Source organism: Candidatus Symbiopectobacterium sp. NZEC135 (assembly GCF_025962695.1).
The window spans coordinates 125309-141410 of record NZ_JAGFPF010000003.1 but is presented as its reverse complement, the minus strand read 5'-3'; the positions used below and the strand labels follow the sequence as shown (position 1 = coordinate 141410).

Here is a 16102-nt window from a genome sequence, read left to right as displayed (position 1 = left end):
AATCCCTACTAGAAATCAGATAGATACTTAAATTTACCTCAACGACAGCTAACCAGCAACCGAGATCGATAGTACCTATTGATTTACCGGCGATTGATAGATTTTAATAGATTATATCGATCATAAATTCACTATCGATCGTTTTTATCGATCATAAATGTTTGCTGGTGTAGAATCATATAACTACAAACAAGGGATTATTCAAACTATGAAGAAAGCAGCATGGGTAGTACTGTACAGCCTTTGGGGACTCTTTCTGATACTTGCGGGCGTGGAGAAGTTCGGAGACGTTGCCGCCGCAGGTAGTGGCACTTGGTCTGTATTGGCACTGTCTGTATCAGGCATATTTCAACTTCTAGCGGCAATTGTTGCCCTATGCTGGGCAGTACTTGGCATTGGTAGCCTTAAAGAGAAATACTTGCCGTACAGATTCATTAATCATTACACCGTGCCAGTACTGATTATCTCTTTAGCCCTGATAGGAAGTATCGCCAGATCAAGCAGTGATGAAGCAAGAGCACAGAATCTTGGCTTCAAGAATGGTTCAGAACTAGCAGCCGCTAGACAGAACAACATTACTAATTCCGCAGAGTATGCGAAGTTTGTGAACGATAAGCAGTTACATGAAGCAAGGATAGCCGCCGAGAAAGAACAACAGGCCAGAGCGGAAGAGGCTAAGTGCATGGATGATGCCCTATGTTATGCATCAAAACACGAGAGCGGTAATTATGTGTGCCAAGTAGCCGTTGAAAAATCGGCTAAGTATCAATTTAAATGGACGGATGGAGTACTTGAACCTAAATTCTCATCATACAATTGGTATAATAAAGATAAGAAGCTGGTTACGTTATATGGCAACCGAGCACAAGCACAAAATGGTTTCGGTGCTTTCAAGAATATTCAGTACTCTTGTACCTTCAATGCCAACACTGGGGAAGTACTTAACGTTTCGATGCAATAATGAGGATGATGGTTATCATAATGAAAAAGATGTTACTCACAGCATTACTACTTATATCCACTACAGCATCATACGCAGCTACTGATGATTACGGCAAGGATTTGGATGATAACTTAACAGCCTGTACCAACAAGGCTGAGAACACCTTAGCAACGATAGATTGCTTCAATGATGGTCTGAAAGCATGGGATGCAGAACTCAATAAGCAGTACAAGCTATTACTCGCGGATCAGTCTGATGAATTCAAGAACAGTTTGAAGAAATCACAAGTAGCATGGATCAAGTACCGTGATTCTTACTTGGAAGCTATGCAGGCGTTCTACCGTCAACAAGATGGCACCATATGGGGCATTATCATTTCAGATGCTAAGCTACGTGTGACAAGGGATAAGGCTATTGAGCTTTACAAGCTACGTACCAGTACGAACTTGGAAGGATGAATGGTTAAGTACTGGAATTGTATGGTTCCAGTACTTATCATAATGAATATGAAACTATGCCTTCATAGATTAATTTTATTTAAATGCTGACTTTTTTAATTTAATAGTATATTTCATCCCACAAAGAAGAGAACTCGTCATCAGCATTTATCGTGGATGGGAGTACGTTTCTGAGCCTTATATCAATCCACGATAGAGATATTTCTTTTTCTATTTCTTCACCATACTCAATATGTTCATTAGCATTAGCTATATATGCACTCCCAATAGCATTAACTTCGAAAAAAGAAGATTGGAAATATTTTTGAATTCGATTGGACTTAGATCTTTCCAATTCAAATAGCTCATTGTAATATTCCTTTTTGTCATTATAATAATCGTATGGTTCATCATAATCAATGGAGCTTATAAAATTAGGTACATCCATTTCGGCAAGCTGTGAAAATGTATTTTTATTGAGATTAATGCTCCACACTTGAAGTGTTGATACTTCGAGTATTCCTCTTGAGGTACTGATAGTTCCTAATTTAAAATCAGGCATGTTTTTTCTGACGCTAAATGAGTTGAAGTTTCTTAATGGCATTGTTGCCATGTGCATTAAATCAGAAAATTGATGTTTGAACTCCTTTATTAATTGAAAGTCATTCTTGATTATTATGATGTTTTCATAATGATAGTTTGCATTATTTGACCAATTATAACTTCCTGATATTAGTATCTCATCATCGATAATACAAAATTTATTATGCATCAATTTACTTCTTATGGGGTTAGTGACTCGATGAAAACAATTTTTAATTATAGGAGAGGATTCTTCATAGAAGCGTGTATTGGAAAAATCATCATTGGCAAGAATATATACTTTTACTCCTTGGTTTATTCTGTCTAACAGTATTCTTTCAAATATTTTTATGTTGATCCACGAGACACAGATCTTTATACTATTTGTGGCATTTTGAAGCTGCTTTTTAATATGTTGTTCAATATCTTTAAAGTGACATTGGGTTTCAATTATATATTTCATATATTTAAATTTATTATGTTTAATGAGTTATTTTGTTACTTTATTGTATTTTCCGAAGTAAAGAAGAAAGTCTTGATTATATTCATTTAATTTATGATAGAGAGAATAAAAATTCTCTTCAGATGTATTAATAATGTTGATTTTTTCAATGAGTCTTTTTTTGATGCCATCTTGGAGTTCTTTTCTTGGGACTGTTAAAAAATGCCTTGAAATTAACCAAAAGTTATAAGCATTCTTGTGGGTCGTATCATACAATTCTATTGTTTGAAAAAAAAGACTTTCGATCTCATCATTGATGTTCCAGCCAAGACGTTTTAGCCTTTGTATGTTGTCGTAAATATCATTTGTTTGTGGACCGGTTTTTCTTAATTCTGATAAATTACATTCAATATCTTCTAGTTCTATATCGTATAACAAAGAATCTTCAAAGTCAGGTATCATTTCTTTATAATATCCTAGCTTACTACCAATATTAGTAATACTTTTACGCAATAATGGAAGCTGTTCGCAAATTAGATTTTTAGCTAACTCATAACCATCTTGCTGTTTTCGCTGTTGAATCCACTCTGGTGCTTTTCTATAAGCAGCAAAGGCAATACCTAATGTACCAAACGTACTTAAAGCACTAACCCAATCAGCCCACGTTCCCACTTCCATCTTCTCACCTGTAGTGTAGAACCCCAACACAGCAACTAGTACTGCTACTGCTACGATGAGCAGAACGATGACAGTACTGATTAGCGTCCTATTAATCCATTTCATTGATTATTAACTGTGTTATTTGACGTTAACTCTATGATAGCGGTACTGTTATTGAGCAGTCCAGTACTAGATACAATCTAATTAGGATATTTCAGTACTATCAATAATCAAAAGTGATATGGGTGATGGAGTATTCATATCTGCATAAAATATATAGTGTTATGCTGAAAATGAACTCTTTCATTTATTAGGTTTTAATTAACAGGGTCATATATAAGAGGTGATGAATGTTTAATATTAATAATGTTATAAATGAGCTAGACGGTTTGTTTAGTTATGCTGTCGAGAAAAATAAATACGTTTTCGATGTAGATGATAGTGATAATAACAAGTACTATCAAGTTAACATAAAAGTTTCTGGCATTGCAGGGGATGGATGGAAGCTTTGCGTTATAACTGATAAAGAAGATATAAGTATTCAGTATGTATATGTTTCTGATAAAGGAAACTGGACTGAGTTATAATTTAAATAATAAGCATTACTATGAGTGCTGGGTATACCCAGCATTTTAAATTGATTGACTTCAATGCAATATAAAGCCTTCTAAACGTATCAGTACTTTCTAATACATTCCATCACCCATTTAATTAAAACTCTGTACAATTCGATTCAGGAGCTTTAAATAGGTTCTAGGCGGCAATAGTCTCGTGTGTGGTTTCGGCACCGCGTTGTTTTTTATATATGTTTGATTTTTGATCAATCCCGCCACTTTTTGAGAACAATTATCATCATACAGTACTAATATTCTTTATATATAGACCTGCGTTAGGGGTAGCACATGCGAATTTAATGATCTTAATATAATAGATCCGCAGGCGTTACCGCTATATAAAGATAAATACTTGAGACAAGTAAAAGGAGAAAGAGGATGGCACTAAGTTATCGTTCGATAGCCAAACAGTACGGCTACGATGAATCAACCGTACGGCAATCATGGGCAAAGAAGGGAATGCCCGATCCAAAATCCAGTACTGAGCAAGATGTACGGGAATGGATTGTTGAAAATATATTACAACCCCTACGCGATACGGATACGCAGGAACAGATTCAACGTGAAAGACTCCGCAAGCTAACAGCAGAAGCAGAACAAGCAGAGATTGACGTGAGATTGAAAATGGATGAACTCATTGAAATTACCATTGTACAGAATGAACTATCATCGTATTTAAAACGTATCCGCGATCATATCAGGACTATCCCAAATAAAACCTATTTGGAATTGTTTGAACAAGACAGGGCAATAGATATTAAACGAGTGCTTCAATCACGGATTGATGAAGTACTGAATGAGTGCGGTAGGTTCAATTATGAAACTACGCAAGAGGAACACAGCAAGGAAGATGAACACACAGAAGATAAAGAGGATAATTTATAAATCCTGTAATAGTATTCTCCCACCACAAAAACTACTACCAAGTGAATTTGCCGAAACATTTCTAGTACTTCCAGATGGTGCCAGTGCAGGACAAAAGATCCGGCTATATTCATTTCAACGTGAAATGTTAGATATTATAGATGAACCACAATATCGAAAGGTAGTCTATAAAACATCGGCACAGATTGCGAAAACAACAATATTAAACTCAGCATTATTCTATTGGATGTATACAGATTCGAGCAATATTGGTATCGCACAATCGACAGGAAATGAATTAAAACAATGGAAAGCAGGGAAGATAGATAAGACTATTGAACAGGTTTCAGTACTCAACAATTTAATCACCGATAAAAACGATAAACGATACGCTAACAATGCCAGCCAAATACAATTACGTGATGGTAATTTTCTTTATTTTATGTCGCTTGGTAGTCCTAATCATCTTAGAGGAAAGACACTTAAAAGAATAATTCTTGATGAAGTATCGGCAGTGGACCTTAATGATCCTGAAGGTAATCCGATCCGCTTGGCAGAACAGCGTATTACTGACTTTGGAGCAGAAGGTAAAATACTAATATCCAGTACTCCAACATTTTCAGGCGATGCTATTGATATTGAATTTCAAAACTCAGATCAAAGGCATTTCCATGTAATTTGTCCACATTGCCAACATGAGCATGAATTACTATTTGAAAATATTAAATTTGATTGGGAACAAATCGGTAATAGAAAACTACCTGATCCAAAAACGGCAGTACTACATTGTCCAGAATGTAATGAACCAATCACAGAAGCACAACGTGTCAGAATGGTTTCTAAAGGCTTTTGGGTTAAGCATAGACCAGAGATAACCGATACAGCGGGTTTCTATATTAATCGTCTGTATAGCCCTAACAGTACTATCCAAGACATCATTTCAGAATTTCGCCTTGCATGGTTCGAGTATAATAATCAGTCATTCTATAATACAGTACTCGGACTTCATTACTCTGAATTACAGCAAGATCTTGAATTAATCAAACTTGAAAACCTACGCGATGATTCATTTGATATTGGGAATATACCGGATGAAGTACTTGCAATCACGATGGGTATTGATCAGCAACAAGACAGACTGGAAGCTACGGTACTCGGATTCAATGATAAGGAATTATTCGTACTCGGACATAAGATATTTTACGGCATAAACTGTGAGGTTAAAGGCGATACTGCTTATGATCAGTTATTGGCATTCGTGAAATCAAGTTTTCGTACAGTATCAGGACGAAAGGTAAAAGTACTTAAAGCATTCATTGACTCAGGCAATGGGCGAGCAACAAATACCGTACATGCATTCTGTCAACGTGATGCAGTACTTGAACCAATTAAGGGTTCAGGATCAAGAGCAATCCCCATGTTCCAACAGTCCAGTAGTAAAGGTCAGACATTCTTTAATCTTAACGTCCATGAATTGAAAACATGGATACGTTCATTGGTTATCAACGCCGTATCTGAAAATCCCGATGATGCACCATTGAAAATATTATTCAGTAACGAACTACCAGATGACTATTTCGAACAATTAATCTCTGAGGAATTGAAACGTAAGGGTGATGGTTACTCATGGAATCTCAAGAAAGGCCAGAAACGTAATGAGGCTCTAGATTGTCTCGGTTATGCACTTGCCGCTATGAAATATTCACTCAGTAAATTAGGTGGTCAACCATTCAAAGAATTGCGTATGTATGCCAGCAAGCAAGGGCAAGTACAAGAACCGATAAATAATTTAGATGAACATACTGCATCAACAACAGCATCAACGGCACCAAGACAAAAACAACGAAAAAAAAGTATTGGTGGTAATTGGTTTGGGAGATAAAAACAACATATGCAAACAATACAGGTATACAAAGGGCAGTCATTTACTTTTAAGATGCCAAAGGGTACTAGATTAACACTTTACCCTGCGAACCAAGCAACATCAAACGGTACAAGCAGCGAATACAATCAAACATGGTCAAGCTATCAAGTACAGAATTGGGGCGATTTTCAAACATTGGTCCTATTCAATCAAACAGATGATAGTGTAATAGAGATATATCAAATTGAAATTATTGATCCTGCAAAAGATAGTACTCAATTGCAGACATTACAAACGCAACTAAAAGATATTGAGATATTGATAGCGGCAAGAATATCAAATGACAATTCACAACTAACTATCAATAATAAAACTCTCATTAGAGAGGAATTATCAACGTTATTGAAGTTAAAGGATGAAATTATTTTAAAGATAAATAAATTGAAGAAGAAGATAAAAGGGAATAATGGTTCAGAGCCATTCTTTAAATCAACTATACATTTTAGATTCAAGTAACAATAGGAGGACACAAGGAATGTGGCCTTTTCAAAATAAAAATAATACACCACCACAAACAGAACCACAGCCGAAAGTAAAACGCATTCGTTCGTTAACGTCAGATCGTTTAAAGCAAGAAATTAATAATTCTCGTACTTATAGTGATTCTATTGTCGGTATAAGTAATGAACGACTTAGTTCAATGGCAGGAGCATATGGTAACTGGAATATTAATCAAGTACTCAGACAAACATTACCAAGCCTTAGATCTGCGTGTCGCCATTTGGCAGTACAAAACCCATTCGCTAAAAGATACGTTTCATTATCTTCAAACTTAGTCGTGGGGGCTGATGGTATTACTGTCAGACCAAGACCATTAACTCATGATTGTACTACGAATCAAGAACTATCTGAGCGTTTAGAAAAAGCATTTTATGATTGGTCAGAGAATGCGAGTGAATTTTCATTTGATGGATCTTTATCAATCGACTTGTTTCAGCAACTGGTAGAACGAACAAGGGCAATTGATGGCGAATGCTTTATACGTATTCACCGAGATAGGCAATCAGTAAAGTTTAGTATTATAGATTCAGCAAGGATTCCAAGTACTAAAAATGAAATATTACAAAATGGTAATTATATTAGTAATGGAATTGAATATGATCAAGATAGTCGAGTGATTGCATACTATGTTGCAGATATACATCCTTTGAACTACTCACTACACGTATCGTCATGCAAGCGTATATCAGCCGATGAGATCATTCACTATTTCATTCCAGAGTTCCCAAATCAACAACGTGGTATTCCTGATCTATGTCCGTCATTGAAAGCCCTACAGGATTATAACGCATATATAGAAGCCACCTTGATCGGGAAGCGAATCTCATCGAGTGCAATGGCTTTCATTAAAAACGATAGTGACAGTGGGTTACTTGATGAGGATGAAGAGCAGAGAGAATACTTTGAGTACTTAGAACCTGGCAGTATTAAAGAACTAGGCAGGGGACAAAGTATTGAAACTATCAACCCAACAGCAGGAGTTGATAAGATCAGCGAATTCTCCGAGATTATTATGCAAAAAATAGTTGCTGGCTTGGGTACTACCAAGCAAAATCTCACCGGAGATACCAGCAATGCAAGTTTTAGTGCTGCAAAAATGAGTGACCGCATTCAGCGAGATGGAATGAAAACCCGTAGTAATCTGATGATCTCAAAAGTACTAAAAACAATTTATCAAGAATGGTTGAAGGTATACATGATAAATACAATGAAGAATTTATCATTTAGTGATTTTGATAATATTAAGAATGCTGAATACATCTTACCAAAACAAATCAGCCTTGACCCTGTAAAAGATGCTCAATACGAACAAATACTTCTTGATATGGGTGTGAAATCAAAATCACAAATCATTCGTGATTTAAATACTGATCCAATTAAGGTATTCGAAGAAATCAATTCTGAGAAGGAACAGATGCAAGAAAAGATAAATAAAGAAGAGAATATAATAGTACAAGGAAGTACAACAGATGGAATTAAACAAGAAGACTCAAACGAGGGAGATAAACCTATCGAGTGATAATATTTCTGATAGAACGGTATTACTTTCTTTTAGTTCTGAAACTCCGGTTAAACGTGAAATTAATGGACAGACCTATAATGAGATTCTTTTGCATGGAATGCAGAATGTAGATCTTAGCCGATTACAAAATGATGCCGCTTTACTATTCAATCATGACTTTGATTCACTTATTGGTGTTGTTGAGTCGGTAAATATTGATACAGATAAAATAGGTCGTGCATTAGTCCGTTTTTCCGAATATGGACTAGGAGAAGAGAAATATAATCAAGTACAAGAAGGTGTACTAACTAAAGTATCCGTTGGTTATGAAATCAATGATTATGAATTTAGAGGTAATGACTTATTAATCACTCGCTGGACTCCATACGAAATTTCATTAGTTAGTGTGCCAGCAGATGATGCTGTAGGTGTTGGACGTAGTATTGAATCAGATGATGAAGTACTCGCATATTTAAAAGAGCATCCTGAATTACTAAACAAAATTCAAGAGCAACACGCAGAAGATACCGATACCGATGAAGTCATTGATGATTTAGACAGTACAACTACTGAATCAGATACTGACAATGAAGTTAGTAATGAATCAGAAGAAATAAATAAAGAAGAAGAGACACGAATCCATGAAATCAATTCAATGGGAAAAGTGTTCGGTCTTGAACAAAGGATTGTTCAAGAAGCAATAAATAACAAAAAGAGCGTTGAAGAATTCAAACGCCAAATGATATTCAAGGAAGAAACACAAATGGAAGAAAACTTTTCCCTACAAAATACAATTCGCTCGTTGATTAATGGTGAAAAATCCGCAGGTGAATATAACAATCATGGTATTGTATTACCAGTATCTGCATTTCAACGTGTCAGTACTGCAACCAATTCAGCAGGAACATTAATTCAAAATACTATTCAGTACGATTCATTTATTGATGTTGTGCGTCAAAATAGCGTATTGAAGAATTTCCCCATTAAAATCTTTAGTGGTTTAGAAGGTGATGGTAATTTAGAACTACCAATGTTATTAGATGATTACACAGGCTCCTTTGGTTTCGTTGATGAAGATGTAGCAGCAACAGATACAAATGCGGTATTTCAAAATATAGTATTAAGTCCACGTACATTTACTGGATCTGTATACTTAACCCGCTTATTACAAAAATCTGTTTCAGCAGCAGAACGTTATTTAACTGAAACCTTAATTTCTGGAAGTGCAGAGAAATTAGAACGTGCTGTTATTTCTAAAGTAATTTCTGGTGGTGTAAAAGAAACAATAGCCGTTGCAGATTTAACATATGAAAAAGTACTAAGCGTTATTGGTGATATCGGTAATATGAAAGTAGCCTCTGACAAACTATCTATTGTTTTATCTCCATCTTTAAAAGCAAAATTAAAAGGCGTTAAAATTACACCAGAGCAATTTTTGATTGATTCGAATGACCGTATGTTAGGCATTCCTGTTTATGAGTATGTGTTTGCCGCAGCAGACCGTGATCAATTCATAATTGGCGATTTCTCTCAAATAGTTATGGCTGAATGGTCAACCTTAGCGATTGACCGTGACGATACTACCAGTCGTGCGAAAGGTGGGGTACATTTAAGAGTATGGGCTGATATTGATTTTAATATTACACGTCCTGAGTACTTTACCGTCGTTAAAGTTACTGAGTAATCACTATGGCAAGATCACTATCAACAAGTGATCTTCAAAAACTACTAAAAGATTTTAGTGAAAAAATTTATGTTTATGGATCTACATACAATTATTATATTGATGTGATCCATGAACAAGAAGAAATCGTTTTTGAAGATGTGATAACAAAACAACAATATTTCAGTACTCAACGTAATAGTATTAAAGTTGCCGACAGATTTCAAAAGAGCGGAAGTACTATAATTTATATTGTAGAAAATATTGATGATGACTTGTCAGGCGTTATAAATGTCTACTACAGAAAGGTAAATTAAATATGATGATGTATAAAATACAACAAACAATCACATCATTGTTATTAGCTAAGAATATAGTACTTAATAATCCATTTAAAAGACAATTGCAGGATGGGCAGCAATATACACTATTCATTGGTGATATGATTGAAACTTATACACCTATCAAGATGGGTAATCGCATTCAATCAGAATTATCAATTGATATAGTTAGTGTATGTACTGATGAACAGTTAAATGATAGTACTTTACAAGATGTAATCACCGTAATGAACTCTGATGAATTGAAGGTTACTTTGATTGAAGAACAGGTCAATGTTTCAAGCATACATCATGAGTCTACAGAACGTGTGATTTCTGATGACAGTACTGAGCTATATGAATCGAAAAGATGTGTATTCAAATTAACCTACACATTCATAAATAATAATAATAAAGAATAATCGATGAGTAATGGATTACTCATCAATAATAAAAGGATTTAAAAATGGCAATGGATATTTTCGCAGGTGCGAATATTAAAGTTGAATTAGGCACAGCAGGTAACACTGTATCGAGTACTTTTGAAGTAATTCCAGAGGTTTCTGTTTTTCCTACTAGTGGATCAGAATCCGCAGTAATTGACGTTAAAAGTTTTAATTCAGCTTACAACCGTAAACTATTAGGTACTAAATCTGTACCAGATATAACTTTGAGTGTAAATTGGCTTCCAGATAATACAGTACATACAAAATTATTAGCTGCATCTGAAAATCAAACTCGTGTACAAATTAGAATCACTTACTTTGAAAATGCACTTCAAACTACCGGCTATTCAGTAGTATATAATGGCTTCATTTCTAAAGATGGGGTTACAGGGGATAAAGATCAGGTAGTAGTTCGTGAATTTACCTTAGCAGTAGATGGTAAAGCAGTAGAACAAAAAGTACTAGCAGGTGAATAATATGAACTTTCAAGAACTCATTAAAGTACTTGGCGTTAAACTTCATGAGATTGAGATTGGCGGTATTACTTTATATGTAAAATTACCTTCAGTACTCGAATATTCTTCATGTGACACTCAAAGTAAAACAATCATGAATTGTGTCGTTGATGAAGGTGGTAATAAAGTGTTCAATACTGAAGATGAAGTAAACCAATTAGACTTTCAGTACTATACTAAGATATACCAGAAAATTAATGAATTACTTATTCAAGCAATGAATGATAATGATATTGAAAAAAAGTAAAAAGCGATCCAGTACTACACTATGCGTTAAAACAAATAAACAAGAAAGGCATGGGATATGATGAAATCATGTCTATGCCTTTTTTATTGTTCCAGTACTTAATGGTTTTAGACCAATTGATAGAGCCAAGTGGAGCATATATTGAACAAATGCGTCATGCTCAAACTTTATCAGCCATATATTTAAGTACTGGTAACGTTAAGAAATCAGATTTTGATAAGTTCGCTCCCATGAATTTTGATTACATTGGAGTACTTTCCGGTAAAACACAGGAAGAACTTTTACAGGATCGCAAAAAAGAAAATTATAATAAAATAATGTCATTGTTTGACATTAAGGATAATAACGATGGCAAACAATAATCAATCCATGAATTTTACTATAACAGGTAATTCAAATGGTTTAGTACAGGCAATGAATAACGCCAGTACATCAATGAATCAATTTGGTAGCAATGTTGGCGGGATAGCAGGAACAGCGGCAAATAACATTGGTGGCTTGATGTCAAAAATGACCAGTCTTAATCCCGTAATGTTAGGTGTTGCTGGTATTGCTGCAACCGTTGGACTTGCATTTAAAACACTCAGCGAACAAACCGCCGCCGCGATGGAAGTGTATCAAAGTGCTGTTAAGGCAGATATGAATTCCGAGAGTCTCCAACAGATGGCGACTATGTTTCGTCAAACAGGTTTAACCCTTGATAACATCGCAGACCAGCAGAAAGACCTTAAAGATAAACTCGGTGATGCCCTTGCCAACAATGCCGGATCAATGCTTTCAGACATCATCATTCCTCTTAAGTTAAACATTATTGAACTCCAAAACATGGCGAAAGCTGGCGACGATGTGTACGCAAAGATCTACTTTGCGGCAAGGGCACAGGGCGTCTCATCAAGTGCTATGGTTAACATGTTCGAAACGTTGGGTAATGATGCGACGAGTAGATTATCAGTACTAAGACAATTCAACTCAGAACAAGAGTATCAACAGGCATTACAACGTCAGGGTATTGCTCTTACTAATGATCAAATTAACAATTTTCGTGCATATGAAGATGCTACGGCTAAATTAAATCTTGAATGGTCAAAATGGAAGAATGAAACTATTGCACCGTTAGCAGAGACGTTAGCAGACATCCTAAGACTCATTAACGACATCATGAAATCTGCACCCGTTCAGAACGCCGCAGTAGCAACCAGTGAAGCAGGGATCGCAGCCGTTGAGCAGTACCAGCAGGATTACCAGAAAGACCTATTAGCCAATTCCAGTATTTACGGTTATCAACTATCTCAGCAGGAAAATAAGAACAAGCAAACGTTAGATCGGTTAAAAGAACAAGTTGAACGTGCCAAGGAAACACAGAATGTATTAAAGACACCTGAAAAACCTAATAATCCCCTTGCTACAAATGAAACTACTATTAATCAAGCGATGTCACCAATGAAAGGTTCAGCCGCGAAAGCACAGGATTCTTTGGACTCGTTGACAAGTCGCTATAATCAATTGAAAGAGAGTATTAACGCATCGCTTGATAGTGCCTATGGTGGTGATACTAAGAAACAGCAAAACGCATTGGCAGTACTTGAAAGTAACTATAAGGCACAGAAAGAAACGCTTGAGAAGGTCATTAACGCTGATGAAATTGCTGCCAAGAAGAAAGCCGAGAGCGATGCTAAACAGGCAGAACAGAAAGCAAAACAACTTGCTCAACAACATGTACAGGCCATTAAAGACGTCGAAAATACAATGAGTCAAATCGGTATGTCCGAAAGTGCTGTCAGGCTACAGCGTTTCAAATATCAATACGATGAAATGGAACGCACAACGAAGAACAACGCTAAAACCCTTGGATTAACCGAAGCAGAAACAACCGAATTACTTAAACGTCAATATGAATCACGGCAACGAGCATATAACGACATGGTTGATGAGATGCTCAAGGAAACAGACCGTAAGAAACTATCTGATAATCTTGCCGCCATTGGCGATAATTTGACAGATAAACAACGTTCAGATCTCCTAAAGAATATGAATAAGAATGCGGGAATTGATCGTGATGATGAGAATCCATTTGATACCCGTGGATTGGGTTTAGATCTTGAAGCGTTACAAGAACAACAAAACCAAGAATTGATACTTAATAACCAACTATTGGCAAATAAAACATTAAGCCTTGAGCAGTACTTGGAACGAAAAAAACAGCTTGAGGACAAATATAACCAAGACAGTATGAATCTGATGGTTAATCAAACCACATCACAGATCTCAATGATGGGCGGCATGGCTGATTCCTTGGGAACCATCCTATCAGGTGCGTTTGGTAAACAGTCTGGAGCCGCCAAAGCTGCCTTTGCCGTGAGTAAGGGATTGGCAATTGCCGAGGCGATGATAGCGATACAACAATCAGTAGCTAAGGCAATGGCCCTTGGTTGGCCTATGGGGATCGCGGCTGGTGCTCAGGTATTAGCACAAGGTGCAACAATTGTCAGTACTATAAAATCAACGACAGTAGGGCAAGCACATGATGGTATTGATAATGTCCCAAATACGGGTACATGGAACCTTGAGAAAGGGGAGCGTGTTGTTGGTGCGGCTTTGAACCAAGACCTATCCAATTTCTTGAAATCCTCAGACGATAATGGCAGTACTGGCAATATTGAAATTAACGCACCTTTGATAGTCCAAGGTTCAGGTCAACTTACTGATGCAGAATTTAACAGGATGTTGCAGAAACACCGTGATTCATTAGTTCAGGCTGTACGTCAGAGTCAACAAAGAAATTCATAATTATTAGTGGGACAGTACTGGAACATACCATTCTTGCATACATACACCAACCAACACTGAACCAGTACTACCCACATAAATACTACATGATAACAATAATAAAAAGGAAGCATTTATGGACGAGTTTTTAATCAGTTCATTTGTATTGTCTGATAATCAGCCAATGTATAAGAATCAAGCTAATTCAGGTCGATTAATTCAACGCTCAACCGGTATTCAGTACTTTGATATATCTTTCCAAGTAAATTTAAATATTGACGATAGAGCAGCATTTCAGAAGTGGATTGCTGAACACAGTCAGGGAAAACCATTTGAAATGTCTCTTGGCTATTATTCTCTTTATAATGGTTTACAAAAAGGCAATGTGATTGCAAATGCAGCCAGTAAGAATACTTATAAAATTACCTGCACCTCAGTTATTGAGGTCGGTACTTTAATTCAATTCTCAGGACATAAAAAGATTTATCGAGTCATTGCTAATGATGGTGTTACATTATCGATATTTCCGAGTTTGAGACAGGAAGTACAAAATAATGAAACCATAAAATATAACGACATTAAAGGTACTTTCATTCTTAATGTAGACAAAAACAAATATGAGTATAAATCAGAGCAAATAGTACAACAGACTTTCACAGCAGTAGAGGACATTACATCATGATAATAGATGAATCACTACTAACCAATACTGATTTATTGGAGTACTGGAACATTACTAAAGGGAATAATAAAACACGGCTTACAGAACAAGACATTTACTCAATGGGGATTATTGTTAAGTGCGTAGATGTTATTCCTATTAGCACCTCAGCATTTTTCTTAACAGATGCATACGTAGATATTGAGGCTAATGGCGTGACGTACATATCAAGTCCTGATTTTCTTGATTCTAGTTTTAGTACTGTCACCGAGAAGAAGGACATTAATAATAACGGTACTTCTTTCAAAGTAGCAAATGTACAGCAATCATATCTTTCAATGGCCCTTAACGGCACTCTAAACAACGCAAAAGTGAACATATACATGACTATTCTTAATCCTGCTAATGGTGTTGTCTTAAGTCATATACGTTATTTTACTGGCTATATCGATGGTTTTAGTACTGACATTAATCCACTTGAAGGTAAAAACGAATTAACCATTAATATTAACAGTACTTGGAAGAAGTTAGATCAAACACAACGTGTTTTAAGTTCAACGAGTGTGCATCAATCAGTTCATCAAGGGGATAAGTTCTTTGATCTTATCGGTGTTGTACAAAGTAGTCAGATATGGAAATCTTAAAATATATTCAAAGCCTACTAAATCAAGAATTAGTCTACGGTATTAATGATTGTCATATACTCGCATTAACGATAATAGATATTCAATTAGAAACAAACTACCGTGATATCTATTACGGTAAATATCATGATCCTAAATCTGGTTGGTTATATTCCAAGAATACCGAATATCCAACTTTGCGTGATCTGCTAAATACTGTAGGGACTACTAAACAATCGATTCCGAATAATGGATGCGTATTACTTAAGGGTAATCATGCCAGTACTTATTGGAATGGAAAGGTTTTAGTACTCAATAACACTAATAACAAATATGAATTAACACACTTCTGTTCATCGGATGAATGGGAGATTTATTATATAGGGAAATAAC

Annotated in this window: 19 protein-coding genes; 17 read left to right on the top strand and 2 right to left on the bottom strand. The window is 35.8% G+C overall.

The features are described from left to right. Positions 1-157 precede the first annotated feature (157 nt). Complete coding sequence (locus J5224_RS03300) at positions 158-961, top strand: hypothetical protein (protein WP_264623999.1); 804 nt, start codon at positions 158-160, stop codon at positions 959-961. A gap of 20 nt (positions 962-981) precedes the next feature. Continuing rightward, positions 982-1401 carry a lysozyme inhibitor LprI family protein gene (locus J5224_RS03295; protein ID WP_264623998.1) on the top strand — a complete coding sequence of 140 codons (420 nt, stop codon included), beginning with the start codon at positions 982-984 and terminating at the stop codon, positions 1399-1401. A 100-nt stretch (positions 1402-1501) separates the two neighbouring features. On the opposite strand, the gene J5224_RS03290 is transcribed toward J5224_RS03295, so the two are convergent. Further along, positions 1502-2425 carry a phospholipase D-like domain-containing protein gene (locus J5224_RS03290; protein ID WP_264623997.1) on the bottom strand — a complete coding sequence of 308 codons (924 nt, stop codon included), beginning with the start codon at positions 2423-2425 and terminating at the stop codon, positions 1502-1504. Positions 2426-2452: 27 nt separating this feature from the next. Continuing rightward, on the bottom strand, positions 2453-3082 hold the full coding sequence (locus J5224_RS03285) for a hypothetical protein (RefSeq protein WP_264623996.1): 630 nt from the start codon (positions 3080-3082) through the stop codon (positions 2453-2455). A 332-nt stretch (positions 3083-3414) separates the two neighbouring features. On the opposite strand from J5224_RS03285, the gene J5224_RS03280 reads away from it, so the two are divergent. From J5224_RS03280 to J5224_RS03210, 15 genes are all read left to right on the top strand, one after another. After that, the gene (locus tag J5224_RS03280; protein WP_264623995.1) at positions 3415-3651 is read left to right on the top strand and encodes a hypothetical protein; all 237 of its coding nucleotides are present in this window, start codon (positions 3415-3417) and stop codon (positions 3649-3651) included. 405 nt (positions 3652-4056) lie between these two features. Further along, the gene (locus J5224_RS03275; protein WP_264623994.1) at positions 4057-4563 is read left to right on the top strand and encodes a hypothetical protein; all 507 of its coding nucleotides are present in this window, start codon (positions 4057-4059) and stop codon (positions 4561-4563) included. Continuing rightward, the gene (locus J5224_RS03270; protein WP_264623993.1) at positions 4529-6424 is read left to right on the top strand and encodes a phage terminase large subunit family protein; all 1896 of its coding nucleotides are present in this window, start codon (positions 4529-4531) and stop codon (positions 6422-6424) included. Before J5224_RS03275 ends, J5224_RS03270 begins: the two co-directional genes overlap by 35 nt. A 9-nt stretch (positions 6425-6433) precedes the next feature. Then, positions 6434-6922, top strand: a complete 489-nt coding sequence (locus J5224_RS03265) for a hypothetical protein (RefSeq protein WP_264623992.1) — start codon at positions 6434-6436, stop codon at positions 6920-6922. 19 nt (positions 6923-6941) lie between these two features. Continuing rightward, on the top strand, positions 6942-8486 hold the full coding sequence (locus tag J5224_RS03260) for a phage portal protein (protein WP_264623991.1): 1545 nt from the start codon (positions 6942-6944) through the stop codon (positions 8484-8486). Next, positions 8437-10152, top strand: a complete 1716-nt coding sequence (locus J5224_RS03255) for a phage major capsid protein (protein ID WP_264623990.1) — start codon at positions 8437-8439, stop codon at positions 10150-10152. Before J5224_RS03260 ends, J5224_RS03255 begins: the two co-directional genes overlap by 50 nt. A 5-nt stretch (positions 10153-10157) precedes the next feature. Next, a complete protein-coding gene (locus J5224_RS03250; protein WP_264623989.1) occupies positions 10158-10448 on the top strand; it encodes a hypothetical protein in 291 nt (96 codons plus the stop codon). A 2-nt stretch (positions 10449-10450) separates the two neighbouring features. Continuing rightward, complete coding sequence (locus J5224_RS03245) at positions 10451-10873, top strand: hypothetical protein (RefSeq protein ID WP_264623988.1); 423 nt, start codon at positions 10451-10453, stop codon at positions 10871-10873. Positions 10874-10917: 44 nt separating this feature from the next. Then, on the top strand, positions 10918-11373 hold the full coding sequence (locus J5224_RS03240) for a phage tail tube protein (protein ID WP_264623987.1): 456 nt from the start codon (positions 10918-10920) through the stop codon (positions 11371-11373). Position 11374: 1 nt separating this feature from the next. Beyond that, positions 11375-11659 carry a hypothetical protein gene (locus J5224_RS03235; RefSeq protein WP_264623986.1) on the top strand — a complete coding sequence of 95 codons (285 nt, stop codon included), beginning with the start codon at positions 11375-11377 and terminating at the stop codon, positions 11657-11659. A gap of 50 nt (positions 11660-11709) precedes the next feature. Beyond that, the gene (locus J5224_RS03230) at positions 11710-12021 is read left to right on the top strand and encodes a hypothetical protein (RefSeq protein ID WP_264623985.1); all 312 of its coding nucleotides are present in this window, start codon (positions 11710-11712) and stop codon (positions 12019-12021) included. Next, entirely contained in the window at positions 12008-14446 is a 2439-nt protein-coding gene (locus tag J5224_RS03225) for a hypothetical protein (RefSeq protein WP_264623984.1), read from the top strand. The genes J5224_RS03230 and J5224_RS03225 overlap by 14 nt, the downstream gene beginning before the upstream one ends. A 115-nt stretch (positions 14447-14561) precedes the next feature. Beyond that, positions 14562-15107 carry a hypothetical protein gene (locus tag J5224_RS03220; RefSeq protein WP_264623983.1) on the top strand — a complete coding sequence of 182 codons (546 nt, stop codon included), beginning with the start codon at positions 14562-14564 and terminating at the stop codon, positions 15105-15107. Continuing rightward, positions 15104-15730 carry a DUF2163 domain-containing protein gene (locus J5224_RS03215; RefSeq protein ID WP_264623982.1) on the top strand — a complete coding sequence of 209 codons (627 nt, stop codon included), beginning with the start codon at positions 15104-15106 and terminating at the stop codon, positions 15728-15730. The genes J5224_RS03220 and J5224_RS03215 overlap by 4 nt, the downstream gene beginning before the upstream one ends. Then, complete coding sequence (locus J5224_RS03210) at positions 15718-16101, top strand: hypothetical protein (protein WP_264623981.1); 384 nt, start codon at positions 15718-15720, stop codon at positions 16099-16101. Before J5224_RS03215 ends, J5224_RS03210 begins: the two co-directional genes overlap by 13 nt. The last annotated feature ends 1 nt before the right edge of the window (position 16102 follow it).